General features: G+C 26.6%; 26 protein-coding genes. 3 read left to right on the forward strand and 23 right to left on the reverse strand.

Going from position 1 to position 21,330, the window contains the following annotated elements:
- Positions 1 to 3: 3 nt before the first annotated feature.
- From ACQY5W_RS00600 to ACQY5W_RS00620, 5 genes are all read right to left on the reverse strand, one after another.
- Positions 4 to 204 (reverse strand): hypothetical protein, encoded by a 201-nt coding sequence (locus tag ACQY5W_RS00600; RefSeq protein WP_428022985.1) that lies wholly within the window; start codon positions 202 to 204, stop codon positions 4 to 6.
- Positions 205 to 215: 11 nt separating this feature from the next.
- Entirely contained in the window at positions 216 to 419 is a 204-nt protein-coding gene (locus ACQY5W_RS00605) for a hypothetical protein (protein ID WP_428022986.1), read from the reverse strand.
- A 122-nt stretch (positions 420 to 541) separates the two neighbouring features.
- Complete coding sequence (locus ACQY5W_RS00610; protein ID WP_428022987.1) at positions 542 to 3,085, reverse strand: methyl-accepting chemotaxis protein; 2,544 nt, start codon at positions 3,083 to 3,085, stop codon at positions 542 to 544.
- Positions 3,086 to 3,154: 69 nt separating this feature from the next.
- On the reverse strand, positions 3,155 to 4,174 hold the full coding sequence (locus ACQY5W_RS00615) for an aldo/keto reductase (RefSeq protein WP_428022988.1): 1,020 nt from the start codon (positions 4,172 to 4,174) through the stop codon (positions 3,155 to 3,157).
- A 48-nt stretch (positions 4,175 to 4,222) separates the two neighbouring features.
- Complete coding sequence (locus ACQY5W_RS00620; protein WP_428022989.1) at positions 4,223 to 5,194, reverse strand: SLAC1 anion channel family protein; 972 nt, start codon at positions 5,192 to 5,194, stop codon at positions 4,223 to 4,225.
- Positions 5,195 to 5,228: 34 nt separating this feature from the next.
- Here ACQY5W_RS00620 and ACQY5W_RS00625 point away from each other — a divergent pair, with 34 nt between their 5' ends.
- Positions 5,229 to 5,438 (forward strand): hypothetical protein, encoded by a 210-nt coding sequence (locus ACQY5W_RS00625; RefSeq protein ID WP_428022990.1) that lies wholly within the window; start codon positions 5,229 to 5,231, stop codon positions 5,436 to 5,438.
- Between the two features lie 55 nt (positions 5,439 to 5,493).
- Here the strand turns inward: ACQY5W_RS00625 and ACQY5W_RS00630 are convergent, their stop codons facing one another.
- From ACQY5W_RS00630 to bluB, 12 genes are all read right to left on the reverse strand, one after another.
- Positions 5,494 to 6,234 carry an adenosylcobinamide-GDP ribazoletransferase gene (locus ACQY5W_RS00630; RefSeq protein WP_428022991.1) on the reverse strand — a complete coding sequence of 247 codons (741 nt, stop codon included), beginning with the start codon at positions 6,232 to 6,234 and terminating at the stop codon, positions 5,494 to 5,496.
- Positions 6,227 to 7,621 carry a cobyric acid synthase gene (locus ACQY5W_RS00635; RefSeq protein WP_428022992.1) on the reverse strand — a complete coding sequence of 465 codons (1,395 nt, stop codon included), beginning with the start codon at positions 7,619 to 7,621 and terminating at the stop codon, positions 6,227 to 6,229. Before ACQY5W_RS00635 ends, ACQY5W_RS00630 begins: the two co-directional genes overlap by 8 nt.
- 60 nt (positions 7,622 to 7,681) lie before the next feature.
- Positions 7,682 to 8,380 (reverse strand): nucleotidyl transferase AbiEii/AbiGii toxin family protein, encoded by a 699-nt coding sequence (locus tag ACQY5W_RS00640; protein ID WP_428022993.1) that lies wholly within the window; start codon positions 8,378 to 8,380, stop codon positions 7,682 to 7,684.
- Positions 8,361 to 8,927 carry a helix-turn-helix transcriptional regulator gene (locus ACQY5W_RS00645; protein WP_428022994.1) on the reverse strand — a complete coding sequence of 189 codons (567 nt, stop codon included), beginning with the start codon at positions 8,925 to 8,927 and terminating at the stop codon, positions 8,361 to 8,363. The genes ACQY5W_RS00640 and ACQY5W_RS00645 overlap by 20 nt, the downstream gene beginning before the upstream one ends.
- Positions 8,928 to 9,011: 84 nt before the next feature.
- Positions 9,012 to 9,299, reverse strand: coding sequence for a type II toxin-antitoxin system RelE family toxin (locus tag ACQY5W_RS00650; protein WP_428022995.1), 288 nt, complete (start codon positions 9,297 to 9,299; stop codon positions 9,012 to 9,014).
- Complete coding sequence (locus tag ACQY5W_RS00655; RefSeq protein ID WP_428022996.1) at positions 9,300 to 9,521, reverse strand: ribbon-helix-helix domain-containing protein; 222 nt, start codon at positions 9,519 to 9,521, stop codon at positions 9,300 to 9,302. It abuts the gene before it with no gap.
- 48 nt (positions 9,522 to 9,569) lie between these two features.
- On the reverse strand, positions 9,570 to 9,947 hold the full coding sequence (locus ACQY5W_RS00660; protein ID WP_428022997.1) for a hypothetical protein: 378 nt from the start codon (positions 9,945 to 9,947) through the stop codon (positions 9,570 to 9,572).
- A gap of 155 nt (positions 9,948 to 10,102) precedes the next feature.
- The gene (locus tag ACQY5W_RS00665; RefSeq protein ID WP_428022998.1) at positions 10,103 to 10,597 is read right to left on the reverse strand and encodes a bifunctional adenosylcobinamide kinase/adenosylcobinamide-phosphate guanylyltransferase; all 495 of its coding nucleotides are present in this window, start codon (positions 10,595 to 10,597) and stop codon (positions 10,103 to 10,105) included.
- Positions 10,597 to 11,196: a MarC family protein gene (locus ACQY5W_RS00670; protein ID WP_428022999.1), complete on the reverse strand. Its 600-nt coding sequence runs from the start codon at positions 11,194 to 11,196 to the stop codon at positions 10,597 to 10,599. The genes ACQY5W_RS00665 and ACQY5W_RS00670 overlap by 1 nt, the downstream gene beginning before the upstream one ends.
- Positions 11,197 to 11,200: 4 nt before the next feature.
- Positions 11,201 to 12,259, reverse strand: coding sequence for a nicotinate-nucleotide--dimethylbenzimidazole phosphoribosyltransferase (locus ACQY5W_RS00675; protein ID WP_428023000.1), 1,059 nt, complete (start codon positions 12,257 to 12,259; stop codon positions 11,201 to 11,203).
- An 8-nt stretch (positions 12,260 to 12,267) separates the two neighbouring features.
- A complete protein-coding gene (locus tag ACQY5W_RS00680) occupies positions 12,268 to 13,050 on the reverse strand; it encodes a phosphotransferase (protein ID WP_428023001.1) in 783 nt (260 codons plus the stop codon).
- Positions 13,050 to 13,673 (reverse strand): 5,6-dimethylbenzimidazole synthase, encoded by a 624-nt coding sequence (bluB, locus tag ACQY5W_RS00685; RefSeq protein WP_428023002.1) that lies wholly within the window; start codon positions 13,671 to 13,673, stop codon positions 13,050 to 13,052. The genes ACQY5W_RS00680 and bluB overlap by 1 nt, the downstream gene beginning before the upstream one ends.
- A 67-nt stretch (positions 13,674 to 13,740) precedes the next feature.
- Here bluB and ACQY5W_RS00690 point away from each other — a divergent pair, with 67 nt between their 5' ends.
- Positions 13,741 to 14,766 carry an aminotransferase class I/II-fold pyridoxal phosphate-dependent enzyme gene (locus ACQY5W_RS00690; RefSeq protein WP_428023003.1) on the forward strand — a complete coding sequence of 342 codons (1,026 nt, stop codon included), beginning with the start codon at positions 13,741 to 13,743 and terminating at the stop codon, positions 14,764 to 14,766.
- Complete coding sequence (gene cbiB / locus ACQY5W_RS00695; protein ID WP_428023004.1) at positions 14,766 to 15,650, forward strand: adenosylcobinamide-phosphate synthase CbiB; 885 nt, start codon at positions 14,766 to 14,768, stop codon at positions 15,648 to 15,650. The genes ACQY5W_RS00690 and cbiB overlap by 1 nt, the downstream gene beginning before the upstream one ends.
- Here cbiB and ACQY5W_RS00700 read toward each other — a convergent pair.
- The 6 genes from ACQY5W_RS00700 to ACQY5W_RS00725 are packed head-to-tail and all read right to left on the reverse strand — an operon-like array spanning position 15,619 to position 21,329.
- Positions 15,619 to 16,878, reverse strand: a complete 1,260-nt coding sequence (locus ACQY5W_RS00700) for a cobyrinate a,c-diamide synthase (protein ID WP_428023005.1) — start codon at positions 16,876 to 16,878, stop codon at positions 15,619 to 15,621. The genes cbiB and ACQY5W_RS00700 overlap by 32 nt on opposite strands.
- A gap of 1 nt (position 16,879) precedes the next feature.
- Positions 16,880 to 17,839 (reverse strand): FecCD family ABC transporter permease, encoded by a 960-nt coding sequence (locus ACQY5W_RS00705; RefSeq protein ID WP_428023006.1) that lies wholly within the window; start codon positions 17,837 to 17,839, stop codon positions 16,880 to 16,882.
- Entirely contained in the window at positions 17,836 to 18,534 is a 699-nt protein-coding gene (locus ACQY5W_RS00710; protein WP_428023007.1) for an ATP-binding cassette domain-containing protein, read from the reverse strand. Before ACQY5W_RS00710 ends, ACQY5W_RS00705 begins: the two co-directional genes overlap by 4 nt.
- Complete coding sequence (locus ACQY5W_RS00715) at positions 18,518 to 19,342, reverse strand: ABC transporter substrate-binding protein (RefSeq protein WP_428023008.1); 825 nt, start codon at positions 19,340 to 19,342, stop codon at positions 18,518 to 18,520. Before ACQY5W_RS00715 ends, ACQY5W_RS00710 begins: the two co-directional genes overlap by 17 nt.
- 1 nt (position 19,343) lies before the next feature.
- Positions 19,344 to 21,125, reverse strand: coding sequence for a TonB-dependent receptor plug domain-containing protein (locus tag ACQY5W_RS00720; RefSeq protein WP_428023009.1), 1,782 nt, complete (start codon positions 21,123 to 21,125; stop codon positions 19,344 to 19,346).
- A gap of 15 nt (positions 21,126 to 21,140) precedes the next feature.
- Positions 21,141 to 21,329: a hypothetical protein gene (locus tag ACQY5W_RS00725; protein ID WP_428023010.1), complete on the reverse strand. Its 189-nt coding sequence runs from the start codon at positions 21,327 to 21,329 to the stop codon at positions 21,141 to 21,143.
- Position 21,330 lies beyond the last annotated feature (1 nt).

The raw sequence follows: 21,330 nt of genomic DNA on the forward strand, positions 1-21,330 counted from the left end.
TAATTATTTAGATTTTTTTAGAAGCTCTGGCATGATATTTCCTATCTCATGAAATCTATACTCTAAACTTTCAACTACAATATTATAGAGTTTGTGTTTATTGTATTTCTCATGCCATTTTGTTTCTTTATTTTCATAAAAATTATAGTACTCATATCTTAATTTATATGCTTCTTTTAAATCTATGATATCTATTTCATCCAACTATTTACCTTCTATTTATGTACCAAAATAGTGTTATCTTTTTCTATTTTATATTTGATTTGATTTTCTTCTAATATTTTTAAAATCTCTTTTAACTCTTGGATAAGTGAGTCATTATCTACTTTAAAATAATTTCTTATTTGAAAACAATGTTTTGTGTAATTGTATTTATAAATGTTGCAGTCTAGTAAAAGTAATATTTTTTCATCAAGCATGAATAACTCCTTTTTTAGTCTAATAATATTCTATTAGAAAAAAAAGGAGAAATCAATATCTTTGACAAAAAAAATTAGACTTTTTTAATATTTTCTATTTATATTTGGTTAATAGTATATTGCTAACTATTTTTGCACTTCTCTACTCTAATTGTATTTAACGCATCAAAAACTATATCTATATTTTTTTCTATTTTATCTGTAACATCAAAAATCTCTTTATTTGGAGCACTAGAAGCATATAAATCAACTGTTTGCTGAACTAAGTTATGAACTTCTTTATGAGCTTCTTTTAAATGTGACCACTCTTTAGTTTGTGAAAAATCTGTATTTTCATGTTGATCAATCCATTTACCTAAATTACACTCATGGTGAGTTTTCACCTTAAAACTATGACCTTTTTTACATTCAGAGAAATTTATATTTTTAAATGCGATATGGTCTGACTTTAATTTATTTGCATCAAAAATCAAATTTTCATCACAGATTCTATCACTTGCACTTTTATCAAAACCAGTTCTATTTACAGTATTTTGTAATTGGGCAGCAAGATTTGATGTGATATTAGACATTTCATTAATAGAAGAAGCTAGAGAAGCATTTTGTTGTGTTGCTTGATCTAAAGAATTTACAGTATCAGTAATTTGATTCATTGCTGATTCTTGCTCTTTTGTTGCAGTTGTTACATCTTCAATAAGTCCAATTGTCAATGTAATATTTTCATTTAATTGGTTATATCCTGAAATCATTTGATTAGATATATCTTTACTCTCTGTAGCTTTTTGAGTTGCATCTTCTACTAAGGCTTTTATTTCCTTAGCAGCTTCAGCACTTCTTGAAGCTAGATTTCGCACTTCTGCTGCAACTACTGCAAATCCTTTTCCAGCTTCACCAGCTGTTGCAGCTTCAACAGCTGCATTAAGTGATAGTATATTTGTTTGGAAGGCTATTTGGTCAATTATTGAAATAGACTCATTAATTGCACTAACTTTAGAACTTAACTCTTCCATCGCTTCTGCTGTTTTAAAAGCAAGTTGTTTACCTACTTCATTTGATTCACTTACATTTTTTGCATAAGAAGACATCTTTGAAGCTGTTTCACTACTATTTTGAATAGTCGCTGAAATCTCTTGAATGGCAGCTGCAGTTTCTTCTAAAGATGCTGCTTGTGTATTTGAAGAGTTACTTAGCTTTTTAGAAGCTCCAGCTAGCTCAAAAGCACTTGCAGTTAATTTATTATTTGCATTGTCTATTAAACACATAACTTCATTTATAGTTGATTGGGTAACTTTTATACCACTAAAAATAGAAGCCACTACACCTGTAAGTTTAACATTTGGCATTTTAGTATCGTATTTTGCATTTGATAGATTAATTAGTACATCTGAAAGCATCAATAGATTTTTTTGAAAAACATCAATCATAGAGTTTACTTCTTCCACAAGTTGATTAACTGATTGAGAATGACCTTTTTTAATTACTCTATCATTTAAAAGACCTTTATTAACTTTTTCAATAATTAACTTTGTCTCTTCAATAACTTCAGTATCAAGTTTATTACCCTTGTTTAAATCATCTAAATAATTATTGAAGCTATTAACAACTTCACCAATTTCATCATTTGATTTAACCTCTATTTTAGTAGATTCATTTGTAGTATTATTTACTAACTTATCGATAGATTCTTTTAAATTTTTAATTGGAGATAAAACTGTTTGTTTTAGGGTTAATAAACTAGCAATCATAGATAAAATCAATGCAATAACTAACAATACTGAAGCTTGCCAAATAATATCTGAAACTCCATGAACAGCCACATTTACTACTTCATATTTTCTTCCAATAAGTGATATACCTAAAATTTTATCTTCAAAATCTTTTATATAAGTAAATGTATAAAAATATTTAGCTGATTGAACATATCCATCATTTAAAAGTTTTTTTAAATCAATAGTTTTAGCATCATCATAAAAATCTTGATTTAAAAACTTTTGAGATACCCTGTAGTTATCAAGTTTTAGTAATTTTGAAGTATCAGCAATAGCTACAGAGTTATCCATAAGTAAAATAAAAGCATCACCATTTTCATTAAACTCTTTAGCAACAGAGTTAATTCCCTGCATAAATTCCAATGAACCTACATGTTCATTCCCATTTGCATAAACAGGTACAACAGAACGTATGCTTAATCCTGCTTTCCCTACTTCAAAAGTATTTACTACTTTTTTTTCTTTATTTACTTGAACAACACTATGTCTAAAAGATGATAAATCATCTCCAAATTTATCAGTAGCCCAAGATCTAACAAATGACTTATTGTCGCTTGTATGAATATGTACTTTTATATTTTTAAATGGTGTTGACTCTTTCATTTTAATAGATAGACTTGAAAGTGCTTCGATGGCTAAATCTCTATTGTTCTCTAAAAGTGATTTTTGTATCATAGAATCATTTTCTATTGATATTGCATTAGAAATACCAACTTCAAATTTTCCATTTATTTTTAATTCTGCAGTTTTTTGAAGCTCATTTTTTGTTTTATTTATAACTTCCTCAACGATTATAGATTTTTTATTATCTAAAATAAAAAAACTTACTATAAACATAACTATAGTTACTGCTATAGTTATAAATGAAAACTTCTTTGAAATCCTAAGATTATTCATACATTTCTCCCCCAAAAAAATATAATTGGAAAAGTATATCCATTTAAAAGATAAATGTAACTTATAATATTATCCCATAGGATATGGGATTTCTTTTTGGATTTTTTGAATTTCTTCTAAAATCTCATCATTTAAACTTATATTTAAAGCTTCCAAAGAAGCATCTAATTGCTCTAGTTTTCTAGCACCAATTATTGTTGAAGCTACAAAATCATGCTGTTTTGACCAAGCAACTGCTAATGTTACTGGATTAATATTATATTTTTTTGCCAAATCTAAGTATCTAGCTGTAGCTTCTATTGTTTTATCATTTACAAATCTATTTGCCATAGCTTGGACTCTTTTATTTTTATTTGCCATATAAATTGAGAATCTTGCACCTTCTGGATAAAATCCACTATTATATTTTCCACTCAAAACCCCACCAGCTATTGGAGAATATGGCAAAAGAGATATTTGTTCTTTTTTACATACGGTACTTAATTCATCTAAAAATCTAGGATTTAAAAGTGAAAAATTGTTTTGAATAGATTCAAATCTAGCTAGATTATTATATTTTGAAGTTTCATTTGCTTTTGTTAAACCATAGGCACTATCATTTGAAGTTCCTATATATCTTACTTTCCCTTCTTTTACTAACTCATCAAAGGCCTTTAATGACTCTTCAATAGGCACAACAGTATCTGGCCAGTGCATTTGATATAAATCCACATAATCAGTTTGAAGTCTTTTTAAACTTCCTTCAATAGCTCTTTTGATATGAAAAGAATCTATCGCAGTCAAACCATGACGTGTAGGAGGTACAAACCATCCTGAAGCTGCACCTGCAACTTTTGTAGCTAAAATAACAGAATCTCTAGGTTTTGTTTTTAGCCACTCTCCCACTATACTTTCAGTTAATCCACCCAAATCAGATGTTGGAGGAACAGGATATATTTCAGCAGTATCAAAAAAGTTTATGCCACTATCGTATGCTTTATCCATTATTTGAAAAGCTTCTTCTTTTGAAGTTGTTGTCCCAAAAGTCATAGTTCCAAGACAAATATCAGTTACTCTAAGTCCAGTTTTTCCTATATATTTATAATTCATAATAATACCTTCTAATACAATTAATTTATTATATTACCATTAGAATTACTATTCCATTATACATATCTCTTTTTTCATAATATGTTTCAAAGTATTAAATGCAACTATACAAACTATAGCTGTCGCACAAAAAACAAAAAAATATGACAAATAATAATAAATAATCTCTTTGTTTATAGAATAAACTAAAAGTGTAGCTAAAGCCATAGAAGCCAAAGGAAAAGTAAATGCCCACCATGAAATAAAAAACTTGATTTTTAAAAAATTCTTGTACATAAAAAATAACAATAGTGTAAAAAATAGTCCTAAATTATATAAAACTGTAGCAAATATGTCATAATGTTCTGTCAACTTATAATATGCAAGAAGTCCCACAGTTGGTGGTGCTATAAGTATAAAAAGAGTTGGCATAAATTTTTGTGCAAACTGATCATGGAAAATAATTCTATTTAATATAATTGAAAACATAATTATCCAAAAGAAAATACCGATTGAGAAAAAATACATCAAAATACTATTACATAAAATATTTATTCCACCAACAGGAATAATAAGATTTCCTACAATTGGTATAAACCATGCTGGGTTTGAGTGTTGGATATTTAAAGATTTATTTATCCAAAAACTAAGTGTATAAAAAGTAAAAAATAGATGTAAAAGTGTACCTATTGTAAATAATGTATGTGCAATATAAGTGTTCAAAGGCTGAAATAACATCGATACAAGTACAAAAGATATAGAGATAGCTGCAAAAAAGTTTATTCGAATCGGATGTGAAAACTCTTGTTTTACTTCATCTATATAATTAATCATTTTTAAAATATACGTAACTAAAATAACTAAGAAAATAACTATAGTAAAATATGAAAGTATCTCATAAAACATTTTATTTAAATTCAATACTTCATGGGCTTTTCCATAGACTAAACTAAGACCAGATAATCCCATAACAATTGCAAACATCATTACTGGAAAAAATTTTAACCGATTAGGAACTAACTTTATACTTTCATTATCCATTTTTTGGTACTCTTCTTTTGTAAAGGAATAATTAATGGCAAAGAAAAAAGAGATAATAGACTTCAGAAATAAAGATATAACTTATACTCTTGAAGGGATAAAATATAAGGTACTATTTTTAAATAAAGGCACTATGAATGTTGAATTATCATGTTATGAGAAGGAGAAAGTAACATATAATAAAACACTACCTTTTGCCCATCTTCCAAAAGCTATCAAGTCCTTAGTCAAGCCAAATAACTAAAACAATTATAATCCGTATATTATTAAAATATTATAAAAAATATTATTAGATTTTCTTATAATATAAGTAAAAATATAATCAATATAACTTCCGATAACTCCAATATACTACCTAAGGCATCACCATTAAGAAAACCTACATTTTTCCTAATAAACAGTGCAAGTAAATATGAAATAATGAAAGCGACTATTGTTAGAATAATAGCTTCAAATCCTATAAGAAAAATATTTAAAAAAGTAAAAATAAGTATTGCCACTAAAAAAATATTTGTACTTAATGATTCTTTTAATTGAGTTACAAAAGATGATTTAAAATCAAAATTTTTAATCACAAATAAAACCATAAGACGACTTATAATAATGATTGATAAAAACTCCAATAAATAATCATTTAAAAACAAATATACAATCCCAGCTATTTTAAGTGTAAAAAAAGCCAAAGCATATAAAACACCCATAGCCCCAATTGTTGGCTCTTTTATAACCTCATAGGCATCTTTTCCACTATGTTTTGCATATATAGCATCAACTACATCTATGATAGCTTCCGTATGAATAAAACCATAAAAAATCATATATGAAACAGCACATATTATTGCTCCAAACCAAGATAATTGGTCTAAAAAACTATATAGTGTAAGTGAAATAATCCCAATAATTAGACCAACTAAAGGCAAAGAAAAAAGCATAAAAGCCAAAATCTCTTTTTTGGATAAGTCATCTTCTTCTTTAAACTTCACTGGTAAAATTGTAAAGTAACTAAGGGCAAATTTAAAACCTAAAATAAAATTATTCATTTATGCTATCCCATATTTTATTTACATCTAGTTTTTCTTTCATGGTAGAAATAAAACTATCAATTTTATCTTTTTTATATACTTTAAAATCAAACTCTTTATACTCATTATTTATGGCTTTAAAGAGTTTTGTTCTTATATTATCATTATCAAAAATAGCATGGATAAAAGTACCTTTGATATTATCTCTTTCATAAGAGATTGGATATTTTTTTGAAACTCCATGATGTATTTCAAAACCTTCAATCTCACAATCAAAGATATCATAAGTGGCTTTTTTAAGGACTTTGTCTTTTTCAAATACTATTTCATCATCTATAAAAGCAAAGCCCTCTTCTTTACAAGCAATACTATTTTCTAAAGCATATTTATCATCAAGAGTATTAAACATCATCTCATAACCACCACAAAGCCCTAAGATAGTTTTTTGGTACTCTTTTATCTTTTCAAATAAACCGTTTGATTTAAGCCATAAAAGGTCTTTTATAACTAACTTTGAGCCAGGTAAGATTATCATATCAAATTTATCAAGGGAAATATTGTTTTCTATAAACTCTAAGTTTATGTTACTATCCGCAATCAAAGGCTCAAAATCGTTGTAATTACTCATATAAGGATATGAAATAACCCCTACTCTTATAATACTATCTTTAGAGTTTTGTGCATAGTTTTTCAAACTTTGAGAATCTTCAAAGCCAAGATTAAAAGGAACATAAGGAAGCACTCCAAGAACTGATATCTTAAAATCATTTTCTATGATTTTTATACCCTCATCAAAAAGACTTAAATCTCCACGGAATTTATTTACAATCACCCCTATTACATTTTTTTGAAGCTCTTTTGGAAGAAGATTATTAACCCCATAAATAGAAGCAAAAACCCCACCCTTTTCTATGTCTGCAACAAGTATGATTTTTGTATTGTATTTTGTAGCGATGTAAATATTTGATAAGTCCTTATCCATAAGATTAAGTTCCACAGGACTTCCAGCACCCTCACAAACAAGACAATCATACTTCTCATCAAGATAAGAAAAACATCTATCAACAGCAGGCTTTAAAAGGTCTAAATCTTTATAATAAGTAAGCACATCCTTAGAAGCCAATACTTGCCCCTCAACAATAACAGAAGCACTACTTCCTCGACCTGATTTTAGTAAAACTGGATTTAGATGATAAGAAGTAGGCACTCTCAAAACCTGAGCCTGAAAATACTGTGCAACAGCAATCTCACTACCATCATCACAAACATAAGCATTGTTTGATACATTTTGAGCTTTAAAAGGAGCTACATTTACTCCTAAATCTTGTAAAATCTTAGCTATTACAAAAGTAATAGTTGATTTTCCAGCATCGCTTGAAGTTCCAAAGATAGAGATGTTATTCATCTATTAAAATACCTTTTGTTGCTTTAGTTCTTTCTTGATTTGACATTATATATTTCCTATTTATTTCATAATTGATTTAATATTTTCTTGAATAATAGTTTTACCATTTAAAGCAATTTTCTCAAACTCTTTTGTTTGGGGTTCTATTTTTTCTAATTCTAAGATATATTTTTTCTCATCAAGTTTGTTAAGTGAATTATTTAAAACCTCTAAATCTTCAAATGTAATAAACCTAGAAAAAATAAGTTTTTCAATAATACTTTTATCAAAAGATACAGCTATAGCTATATCGAAAATATCTCTTGTGAGATTATCTTGTTTTCTATATTTTATTTTTTTGGCAATTATATCTTCTACTGATTCATAAAAAAGTTCATAATCAATGTCTAATTTTGTATCTTTTATTGGTTTATTTATAATTGATTCATTAAGTAAAAAATCAACTTTTATATCATCTTTTGTTTTAAGTTGGACATGATGAGTCATACCATCAAATCGATACTCATTATTGTCAAATATTTTTGTTTCATCTATGTACCATTTTGGATTTAAAAAATCAAAAAGCTGTGATTCTGTGATAAATATATCTATATCAAAAGATTTCCTATGATTAAAATGAAACATAGCCAAAGCTGTTCCTCCACCAAATACCCACCAATTTTTTATGACTGATTGCTTTTCAATAGGAGCTAATAATTCATAATAAATACTATTTAAAGTATTTATTTGCTGTTCAAAATTATTTAAGTAGCCATTCATATTGTGAAATCGCCTTTGTTTTGTATTGATTAGTGTAGTATTCATATAGTTTTTTTAGATTTGATTTATCTATATCATAAACTTCACAATACTTAATAACATCCTCATAACTTACTTCATTAAAAAGTGTAGTAATAGCATATTGATATTTTATATCTGTGTTTGCAGTTGAAAAAACTATATATAAATCATCTAAATCATAATGAAGTCGTTTATCACTTATTGAGTTGTTTATCGTTGATAAAATCCATTTTGCAGTAGATATTTTTTTCTCTTCTTGAAAAAGTTCCTTATAAGGCTTTATAAAATCATACTCTTCTTTATCTAAAGATAAATCATATTCAACTTGTTTCATTAGAATAAATTCAGGTTTTAAACCAAAAAATTTAGCAAACTTTTTTGCTGTATGTATGGTAAAACCTCTTTTCTTTTGATAAAGTTCACTGATTGTTTTTTTACCTATTTGAAGAACTTCACAAAGCTTATCTTGAGTTATTTTGTTTGGTTCTATGTATTTTTCTTTTAAAAAATCTATTGGTGCCAACATTTTATTATCCTAATATGATAACTTTTATTTAAATAATATTATCGTAATATGATAATATTGTCAATCATACTCTTTTGATTATGCTTATCTTTTATACGATTTTTCACGAGATTTTACACTTACAACTAAAATAATAAGTTTTTCTTCCTCTTTTTTGTAAATCACTCTATAACTTCTAAGTTTTAGTCTATAGAGTTCTTCACTTACTCCTTGAAGTTTTTTGATTTTTCCAATTTTTAAAAACTCTTGTTCAAATTCATAAGAAAAATTTTCTACAAAATCATACAAAGACTCTTTTATAAATCTTATATCTGAGATATTTATATTTTTAAAGTCTTTTTTTACTGGCTTCTCAAACTCCAAAGTGTACATTTATACGCCTAAATCTTTGAAAAAATCATCAGCTTTTATTGTTCCTGTACTTTCAGATAATCTTTTTTTGGCAAGTTGAATATCCTGATAATCCATATACATTTCCAAAGCTTCAGAGATAATTGCTGTTTTCTTTTTACCTAATTCTTTTGACATAGTATCCAAGTCTTCTAGTAATTCTAAAGATAGAGTAAAGGTTGTTGGTTTAACTGTTTTATACATAATAAACTCCTTTTATATTGTTTATTATATTGTTTATTATATTTTTTGTCAATTATATCTATTAACATTATTAAAAATATCATCGAGAGTATAAAGCTCACTATCCGTATTAAAGATAGACTCTCTTAACCTCTGTAAAAGAATTATATAAGATGTATTACACTCTTCTTTTATTTCTTTTATAATCTTTTCTAAACTAACATCAATATCATTCAACTTACTAATAATTTTATGTAAAAATAATTCAGGACAATTCCATTTTTTTTTATTTTCTTTAATAATTATTATGAAAATTTTTTTAAAAGTATTTTCACATTTGTCACAATAAAATAAATCATCAGTTATTTTCATTATGAATACACTATCACTTAATTTTTCACTATTATTACTTTTCTTATTACATTTTGAACATCTAATATCTTCCATATTTATCCTCTTGAAAACTTTTATAACAAATTATAATATAAAAAATACCAAAATTTTAGCTTGTTTTTTTAACTTTTATTTTTATGAAAAAAATATCGTTCCTTTCATAATTTTTAAGTTTAAAAATTTTGAAATTTATTTAGAAAGTAAAAAAATCACTTCAACCTTTGAGCAAGACCAAGCTTCACTTCATAAACTTCATCACAGATACTTGCTAACTTTTGTCCAATGATTCCGCTTAAGTCAACATACTTACGACTTACTTTTTCAAAAGGGATTACTCCGCTACTTACATCATTTAATACAAAAACTATATTTGCATCTTTTTGTGAAAGTTTTTCTATCTCTGCTAAAAGTTTATCTTCTTCTTTTTCAAGACCATTTAAAAGCCACATGGAGATACAATCTATCAAATATGTATTTTTATCTTGGATAACCTTTGATAAAAAAAACTTCTCTTCTATGGTTTCAAACTTATTTGCTCTTTGATTTTGATGTTTTAAAACTCTTTTTTGCATCTCTTCATCGCCATAGCTATTATCATAAGTTGCTATGTAATATGGTTTTTTATTAATTGCTAACTCTATAGTTTTTGCTTCTGCAAGATTACTTTTACCTGATTTTTGTCCGCCAAAATATAATATCTTCATCATAGTCCTAAAAAGTTTTTAATACCAGTAAATACAATTTGGGCAGAAATTGCAGCAACAAAAAGCCCTGTAATTTTTGATATTACAAGTAAGCCTTGCTTACCTATGATTTTTTCAAAAACAGTTGCTGAATAAAGCATAAATCCCACAACTAATACAGCACAAACTAAGGCTAAACTTCCCATAATCATTGATGAAGTATCTTTAAGTGTTGCTCCAATAACCAACAAGATACCAATCGTTCCAGGTCCTATAGTAACAGGTATTGCCAAAGGCACAACAGCTAGTTGAGAGATATCTTTATCCCCTACTTTTCCACTATCTTTGTTTCCTTTGATTAAGTCAACAGCTGATAAAAAAAGTAATGCACCTGCACCTATTCTAAAAGCATCAAGAGTTATACCAAAAACAGCAAAAATATGCTTTCCAAAAAATAGTAGAACTAAACTTATAATAATCACAGAAATTGTAACTCTTATGGCTAAAGCTTTTTTTTCTTTTGATGTTGCATCATGGGTTACTGTTAAAAAAACAGACAAAACAAAAAATGGCGTGATAATAAAAAATATTTTTAAAAATGTAGCAATAAATAAATCCATAAACTTATCCTAAAAAGCTTTCAACTTTTTTGGTAATATCAGCTTTCGATAATCCATTTAAAAGTCCATACATAAGTGCTCCACCTGCACCAACACCCTCTTTTGCTTCACCTTGGTCATAAAGTTTAAGGGCTGGATGAGTTGATAAAGAGAAGTCAAAATCTGCATAATAAGCATTTACTTTAAAATCCAACATTTCAAGTAATGCTTTTATATCACTATTTTTATCTTCATATACCCATTTTGTAGTGCATAATGCTAAATTTGAAGTATCAAATTCTCCACCCATTGTTCTTAATATAGAATTTACAATTAGAAGGACTGATGCCATTTGAGTTCCACCTGCTAGGATTATTTTCATTTTATTGTTTAATCCTAGAATAAATCCAGCATTGAATATTTGCATATTATCAGATACTCGCCCTAATTTGGCAAAAATATCATCATCACTTCTTATATGTTCAAGAGCATTTTTAACAGTTTCATCTCTAATAGTATTTGGTGCATCTTTAAAAGAACTAGAAAAAAACTCTTTACAATCATAACCTAAAGCTTCACAAGTAGCTCTGGCTGTTGTAGTTCCACTTGGAACACTTTCTCCTAATATTATATAGTTATCATTACACTCATAACTTTGCCCAAAAGCTAAACCTTTTTGAAAAATATCTAAAGCATCAATTTTTGCATCAAGGGCTATTGATTTTGAGGGGCTTATTCCAAAAGAGTGAGTTTTGAAATAATCAACTTGAGGAGATACTTCAAGTCCTAAATCTAGTAATTCAATATTTGAATATGGATTTAAAAGATGTATGGCTCTAGTAATTAGTGCAGGAGTTGGTACACCACTTGGTGTTGTAGCTATTTCACCTAAACTTCGTAACTCTCCTGTACACAAAAACTCACTATCAAGTGTTGGAGTTAAGTGTATCTTCCCTGGAATTCCAGCTTGTGTTATACCTACTATATTTACAGTTTGTGTATTACTAAGGGCTAACATAAAAGTAGCCTTTTTGCCTCTTAAAAACTCTGCAAAATCAATGTTTCCTATAATATTTTTTACCAATTTTTTTCCTATATCAATTCTTTAAATTTTTTCTTAAAAATTATATTATCATAATCTCTATTAGCCAAATGTCTTTTAACACAATAATAAAGTGAAGCATATCTTAAATATGGTATAAATTCTTCTAAACTTATACTTTTATCATAAGCATCTAATAACACTAAAACATCAGATTTATTACTACACCAAGATAGAGCTACAACACTTAAATCAAAAATAAAATCACCCTCACAAGCATCACTAAAATCAAATACACAAGTGAGTTTATCTTCACAAAAAGTTGCATTATCTAAAAATAGATCTCCATGAATAATGCCATCATTTTTAAGCTCAATGTTTAAAGAATCAAACTCTTTTTCAAATGCTTGATTTTCCGTTTTTTTTATCAATGCTTTTAATTCAGACTTTCCAAAACTTGAAAGATTGTCATGTTTTTTATCTTTGGTTATTTTATGAAATGATTTTAAAAACTGCGCTATTTGCTCCAAATGGGTTGATTTTACAAACTCTTTTACACTTTCACCCTTAGCTTTAGAAAAAAGTAAACCTCTTTTACCTTTTATAAAAATATCATTTTTTATGATTTTAGGAACACAAAGACTACTTGTATAATTTAAAAGTTTAATTTCAGCATCAATATTAAAAATATTTTCCTCTTCATATATTTTTAATATATACTCATCATCTAATATATAAACCGTGTGACTTTCGCCATTGTTAGTCTCTTCTAAAGTTTTTATATCAAAAAATGGTTTGATATCCTCATAAAAAATCTTTGTTTTTACACCCACTAGATAACCTTGATATCTTGTAGTGTTTTTCTTTTTTCCCAATCAAGTGTTAAAAGCTCTGGTTCATCTAAAAACTTATCCACATAACCAACTGTCAAATAAGCTATAAGTTTGTGTTTTTTGTCAATATTTAAAATCTTCTTTACTCTTTTTGGTTTTAAAATACTTACCCAACCAACTCCAATGTTATAGGCTCTTGCCATAAGCCAAAAGTTTTGTATGGCACATACAACACTATATTCACCCATTTTTTTCTGCGTAGTCTGTCCAAGTATTCTTTTATCACTTTTTTCATACAAAACAGCAATATTAAAATATGACTCTTTTATACCTTCAAGCTTCAATTTACTATAAAGTTCTTTATCTTTAAAAATCTCTTTTGCTTTTTCATTCTCTTTTACAAAATCTTGATAAATCTCTTCTCTTTTTTGTTTATCTTTTACAATAACAAATTTCCAAGGCTGTGAAAAACCTACTGAAGGTGCATTTGATGCTGCTTTTAAAAGTTTGTCAAGAATTTCATCATCAATTTTTTTATCAATAAATCTATTTCCTCTTACATCACGTCTTGCTTCAATTATCTCTTCTAAACATCTTATGTCTGAAGCTGTAAACTGTTTCATTAAAACTATTTTCCTCTTATTTGTTATATATAAATTTTATAGTACCATTCGATAAAAAAGAGAACTTTTGAAATCAAATAATCAATTTAGTCATGGTGGAGATATTTTAGCTTTTAGCAAAAAAACTGGCTCAAAAACAAGTGAAATAATAGATCTATCTTCAAATATAAATTTTATAAAACCCAATATCAAAACAGACCTAAATAAACTAGATATTTCAAACTATCCAACATATGAAAAATTATATAAAATAATAGCAAAAAAATATAGTGTAAAAGCTGATGAAATAGAACTTTTTAATGGTGGAAGTAGTGCTATTTTTTCTTTTTTTAGACATCTTGATTTAAAGCATTGTACTATCTACTCTCCTGCTTACTTAGAGTATAAAAAAGCAGCACAAAATTTTGAGTATAAAATTGATTTGATAAATAGATTTGATAATATAAAAAAAGAGGTAAAAAAGAACTCTTTAGTTATTTTTGTAAATCCTTCAACACCTGATGGTAAATATTATGATTTGAAAGAACTTTTTAAATCTTGGATTGAAAAAAACTGCACTATTTTTATAGATGAGAGTTTTTTAGACTTTACGGATAAAAAATCAATGATAAACAGATTAAAAAAGTACGATAAACTCTATATCCTAAAATCAATGACAAAAATCTATAGCAGTGCTAGTATAAGAGTGGGAACTATAATTTCCACATCAAAAAATATCAAAAAACTAAAAGAAAAAGAGCCTTTGTGGAAGATATCTCATTTTGATTCTATTTATTTACAAAATGCAATCAAAGATAAAAACTTTATAAAAAAAACTATTAAAATTACGGAAGAAAATAAACAATACACAATTAAACATTTAGAAAAATTTGATTTTCTAAAAAAGATATATAAAAGTGAAGCAAACTATTTGTTAGTTGAACTTAAAAATATAACTGCACCTATTTTACAAGAAAAGCTTTTATCATACAAGATTATGATAAGAGATTGTTCAAACTTTGATTTTCTAAATGATAGTTTTGTAAGAATAGCAATCAAAGAAAAAAATAGTATGAAAAATTTTATTCATGCTTTAAAAAAAGAGTTTAACTGATGTATTTATTAACACTTTTCATAGCATATTTTATCGACTATATTTTTGGAGAGTTTGAAAAAATAAAGTTTTTCAAGCACCCTATTATATTTATGGGAGATTATATCAAGTGGTTTGAAAAAAGTTTTTATAAAGACTCGGTATTAAGAGGTTTTACTTTAACTTTATCACTTCTTAGTATTGTTTTTATTATCACATATTTTCTTAGCTTTTTTGATAATTTTTTAATTCAAGGTTTTTTATGCTCATTTGCAATCTCATCTAAAATGCTTTATGATAGCGTAAAAGAAGTAATTTATGCCCAAGACTCAAAGAAAGCTATATCTATGCTAGTTAGCCGTGATACAAAAGATATGAGCAATAGTGATATAAATAAAGCTGCAGTTGAAACCTATGCAGAAAACTTAAGTGATGGAGTAATTGCTCCCATGTTTTATATTTTACTGTTTGGGGTGGTAGGGGCATTTATTTATAAAGCTATTAATACCCTTGATTCAATGGTTGGATATAGAAATGAAAGATATGAAAACTTTGGAAAAGTAAGTGCAAAACTTGATGATATAGTAAATTATATACCTTCAAGAATAACAGCTGTACTTATTGCTTTATTTTTTAATTCATATAAGGCTTTAAAAAAATTTAATTCTTATGGGAAAAAACATGAAAGCCCAAATGCTGGACATCCTATTTCAGCTATGGCGTTAAGTCTAGGTATAAAACTTGGAGGACCTACTTCATACTTTGGGAAAATAAAAGAAAAGCCTTATTTTGGTGAAGGAAGAGAAGATATTACTAAAGAAGATATTTTAAAAGCACTTGAATTTAAATCTAAATTCGACGCCCTACTTTTAGTTATGCTAATAATCTTCTTTTTATTAGTTTAATATTTCCCCTTAACATACAATGTAAAAAGGTTCCAAAAACCTTATTTTTTTCCCAAGAACCAAATTTTCCAATAAGCTCTTGAGACTTAGAAAGTCTATCAAATCCACTGTTTTCATCAGTTGGTTTCGTATAGTGAAAAGCATGACCTTTTATGCCATCTTCATTGAAATAGTATCCCATTCTTTGAAATCTTTTCTCTTTTACAAAACTTACATCAAGTAGAGAACTCATATCTTTTTCATCAACTTTATTGCCAAGATATAAAAGCCCTGCACATTCGGCATATATCGTTTTATCTTTAGCATGATTTATTAATGAGTTTTTAAATTTATTGGAATTTTTAACTCTATCATAGGCTTCATCTGTTTCAACATAACCACCACAAATATACACAACATCAGTATTTTCAGGGATTATTTCATCTTTTGTTGAATCAACTATTACAACTTCTCTAAAAATCTCTTTTAAAAATTGTAAATTATCATAATATAAAAATGAAAAGTTTTTATCATACACAAGGGCAAGTTTTTTATCTATTTTGTCTATTTTTTTAAAAGGATATTTGATATTTTTTTTCTTTTTGATTTTAGAGATTTTTTCAAGCTTTTTTATATCGATATGTTCTAAAACTTCGTGGCTTATTTTTTCTATTTTATTCAAATCCTTTAGGTCAAGCCCCAAGTGAGTATCACTTAAACTTTCAATACCACTTTTTATCCAACCTAAGACTTTTATATCTTTGAAATCTTTTTCAATGATTTTTTTAATAAGTTCATAATGATCTTGTGAAGATATTTTATTTAAAACAACAGCTTTGATAGTATTATCTTTTTTATAACTTTTAAGACCTTTTAAAACAGCACTTACAGTTATATAACTTCCACTTCCATCAAGTAAAATTATTGTAGGGATATTTAAAAGTTTTGTTATATCATAGGCACTACTATTTTTATCATGTCCATCATAAAATCCCATCACACCTTCACAAACAGAAACTTCTTTATCGCTATAATGATTAAAAAGCCATTGAAGTTGTTTTTTATTCATCATATATCTATCAAGATTTATACTTGGTGTTTGGCAAACTATTTTATGAAATTGAGGATCAATAAAATCAGGCCCCATTTTAAAAGGTCTAACTGAATTTCTAAAGTGATACAATAAAGCAGTTGTTAAAACTGTTTTACCTTGATTTGAGGCACTTGCACTTACACAAATAGCTTTCATATTATCCCCTTTTATTTCTTTTTACCAATAAATATACAAAAAATGGAGCTCCTATAAAAGCAGTTACCACTCCAATTGGCAAAGTTGAAGCTGTATTTAAATTTCTTGCAATCAAATCAGATGATACCAAAAAAATTCCACCATAAAAAAATACTGGAAAAATAAGTTTATCTGCACTTTTTTTATAAATAAGTTTAATAATATGAGGTATTACTAAACCAACAAAACCTATTGGTCCAACAAAACTTATACTAATACCAACACATAAAGATATAACTATTAGTAAAAGAAGATTTAATTTATGTACATTTAAACCTTTTAAAAAAGCTGTATCATTTGAGATAAGTAAAAGTTTTATTTCTGATTTTTTCCAATAAATAATACCATATAAAATTGCACTTACAAGTAACAACGTTGTAACACTTGAGAAACCAACCGTATCTAGGCTACCTAAAGTAAATCTTACTATTGAATAGTTTTGTTCTAAATTACTCATATAAAACACTAACATCAAAGCAGATGAATAAAAATATGATAAGGCAATTCCTATTAATAAAATAGAATTAGTAGAGACTGCAATACTATCTTTATTTATTTTTTTAGAGATAAAATAAAGAATTGTTATGGTCAAAAGTGAACCAAAAGCTGATGAAATAGACAAAATTATTGCAGGAAAAAATACAATGGAAATCGCTGTAAAAAGTGTAGTCCCACTTGCTATGCCTAAAGTATATGGAGTAATAAGTGAATTTTTAAATACTATTTGAAAAATAAGTCCACCTAAAGCTAAAATTCCACCAACAAAAAATGCCAATAAAACCCTAGATACTCTCAAATCCCAAAAAACTTGATAACTCATAGTTGTATTATTGAAAATATCATTTACATTAAGTGTTATTTCACCTAAAAAAGGAGCTATTAATAAAATAACTATAGATAAAATATAAAGTGATATTTTCATAAATTTACCACCAAATGTTCATTAACTTTTATTATAGAATTATTATAAAATCTCTTCAAATTATCACTTGAAAAAAACTCTTTATTCTCTCCAAAAAACTCTATTTTACCACTATCCATATATAAAATTTTATATTTTAAAGCATAGGCTAAATCTAAATTATGAGTTATGATGATTTTTTGTTTTAAAAAATTTGATTGAAAAATATCAAATACCTCTTTTATACGACTTATATCCAAGTTTGCGGTTAATTCATCAAATATTGTAATTTCTGCATTGTGCATAATACTAGAACCCAATAAAAGAAGTTGTTTTTCTCCTGAACTAAAAGTTGTACAAAATTTGTTTTCTAGTTTTTTTAAATTTAATAATTCAATTACTTTATCAATCTTTTCATTATCTACAAAATCTATACAAGAAAGTTCAAAAAACTCTCTTGTTGTTATATATTCATCAAAAATCTCAAACTTTGGAGGAATATAATTTATAAATGTTGCCCTTTGTTTATCACTTATTTCTTTTATATTTTGATCAAATATTTTTACACTATCATTCTCAATTAAATTAGATAATACTTTTGCCAAAGTTGATTTACCAGCACCATTGTGTCCAAGTATTATTAAGTTTTCATTCTCTTTTATATGAAAAGTTATATTTTCTAAAATAGAACTTGTGTAATTACTTATTTCTAACATTTTCTAGTATCTTTTTAAAATCTTCTATAAAATAAACAACTCTTTGACTAGGAATTCCAGCATATAACTTATCTACAGCATATACATCTTTGTTTTTAGCGGCATTTATTGGCAAATCCAACCATAGCTTTTTTATCTCATTTAACTCTTCTGTTTTTCCATCATAAAAAGGGGCTAACAAAACAATAATATCAGGATTTATATTGATTATCTTTTCTGTATTTAAAACAGGTTGAGCTTTACTTGTTGATTGAAAAGCATTTACGTTTCCACTAGCTTTTATAATATCTTCAAAATATAAATAGTTACCTGATACATAAATTTGTCTCGAAAGTGTTTTTTTAGGGCTTATTACTACTAATATTTTTTTATCTTTTACAATACCTGCTATAGAAGCTAATGAGTTGTTTATACTTGAAATTAACTCTTTAGCTTTTTGTTCTTTTTTAAAATAATTCCCCAAAGTAAAAATAGTATTTCTAATATCTTCTATGCTAGCTGTCTGAAAAGTTAAAGTTTTTATATTTAGACTTTTCAAGTTTTTAAGAAGTTTTTCATCATAATCTTGAGAGATTACAACACTTGGATTTGATGACAATATCTTTTCTAAAGATATTGTTGCATATCCACCAACCTTTTTTACACTCTTTGATTCTTCAGGAAAACTACAATATTTTGTATTGGCAACAACATTTTTACCAACACCTAATGAATATACTATTTCATTTATAGAAGGAGAGAGAGTAACTACTCTCTCACTAGCTTGTAAATTTATTACTAAAATAAGTATTGATAAAAAAATTTTCATATTAGAAACTTACCTTTAAACCAACATATGCACTTCTTCTTGGAGTTGCATAGTTATAAATTGTTTGATAATATTTATTAAAGATATTATCCACTTTTACATAAGTTGTTATATTTTTTTTGATTTCATAATTAATTACGCCATTCCAAAGTGTGTAATTACCTGTTTTTTTAGTTTTTGCACTATCATCATATCTTCTTCCAGTATAAGAACTATTTAAATTGATGTGTGTCTTTTCTATTCCATAATAGTCTAAAGATAGATTTAATTCCTCTTTTGCTCGTCTTGCTAAGTCATTACCTTTATTATCTTTTGAGCTTGAATTAGTGTAATTTAAAGACAATAAAGTATTATCAACAATATTTTTGCTATAACTAACTTCAAAACCTTTAAAAATAGATTCACCAGATAGATTTTCATATCGTGTATTTGGATAAGAACCTGCAACATACTCAATCATATCTTTAATTTTATTTTTAAAATATGTGATTTTTAAATCTTTATATTCAAAATTAATATCATATGATTTAGTTGTTTCAGGTGATAAACTTGGAGTATAGTTTAAATTACTTAAAGTTGGAGCATTATATGCTGTTCCAAAATTTGAAGATAAAGCAATATCTTGAGCAATATTATATTTAATTCCAATTTTACCAGTTGTTTTTTTCTTAAATTTGCTATTTCTATCATGTCTCAAAGTTTCATTTATAATAAAGCTATTTATTTTATTTGTATTTGAAATAAAAACAGCTTTTGTATTATATTTAATTTTATTGTTTATATCTTCAAAGTTTTGTTTATCAATACCAAGAACAAAAGTATCACTTTTTAAATAATTAAAATTTGTTTGTAATGAGAATTCATTTACTAAACTTTTTGCATTAAAAGTATTTTGGGTTCTATCAAACTTTGATTGTTGTGCATTTAATTTTAATTGATAAGAGTTTTCATTGTGTAAATAATTTACAGATTTGAAATAATGTTGAAGTTTTGTTTGATTTGTACTATTATCTGCACTTGAACTATCATAAGCATATTTGGCATATATTTTTTTAAAAGATAAGTTTAATTCATCTTTATCACTTAAATATAAACCACTTCCTATGTTATAAGTATTATTTATATAAAAGTCATTTTCATAACCTAATTTATCCCATTTATAACCATTTGGTTCATATGAGCTTATACCATCAGTAGATAATCTACTTGCATCAAGTTTTACATAACCTATATCATTCTTTGTAGAAATACTGCTATTTATCTTTTTTGTTCTATAACTTCCAGCCTCAACAGCTATATTTCCATGTAGTCCAGTTTTTGCTTTTGTTGTAATTATATTTATAACACCCCCACTAGCATCTGCTCCCCAGATACCAGATTGAGCACCCTTTACAACTTCAATTTGCTCAACATTTTCTATATTTAATTGAGCTAAAGGAGCACCACTTAAACCAGCAGGTTCGTTATATCTTATCCCATCAATTAAAATTAAAATTCTTTTTGCCTCAATTCCTCTAATGTATAAAGAATCATTTTGTCCAAGACCACCATTACTAACTATACTTACTCCAGCTAGTTTTTTTATAGCATCACTTACATTACTAAAATGTCTTTCTTCAAGCTCTTCTTTGGTTATAACTTCAATATCTGAAGTAACATCTTTTATTGATTGTTCTGATTTAGTAGCACTTACGACGGTGATTTCTGATAACTGTTGTGAATAGAGGTTTGATGTTGCTAATAGAAAGCTTGCAACAAAGCTTGTAGTTATTTTTTTGTTCATTTTTATTTTTCCTAATTATTTTATTTTATTTGTTGAATATAGTTTTGCAGGTTTTAGCTGTCTTGAAATAAGTATATTTACTATTTTTGGTACTTGATTATCAAGTAATGAATGAATCAAACTATAAATAGATGATGTTTTTCTATCAACAGTTGCTGCTAACATTCCAAAAAGCGTAAAATATTTTTTGCTTTTACTTATCATA

Source organism: Arcobacter sp., assembly GCF_050300555.1.
Classification (GTDB): domain Bacteria; phylum Campylobacterota; class Campylobacteria; order Campylobacterales; family Arcobacteraceae; genus Arcobacter.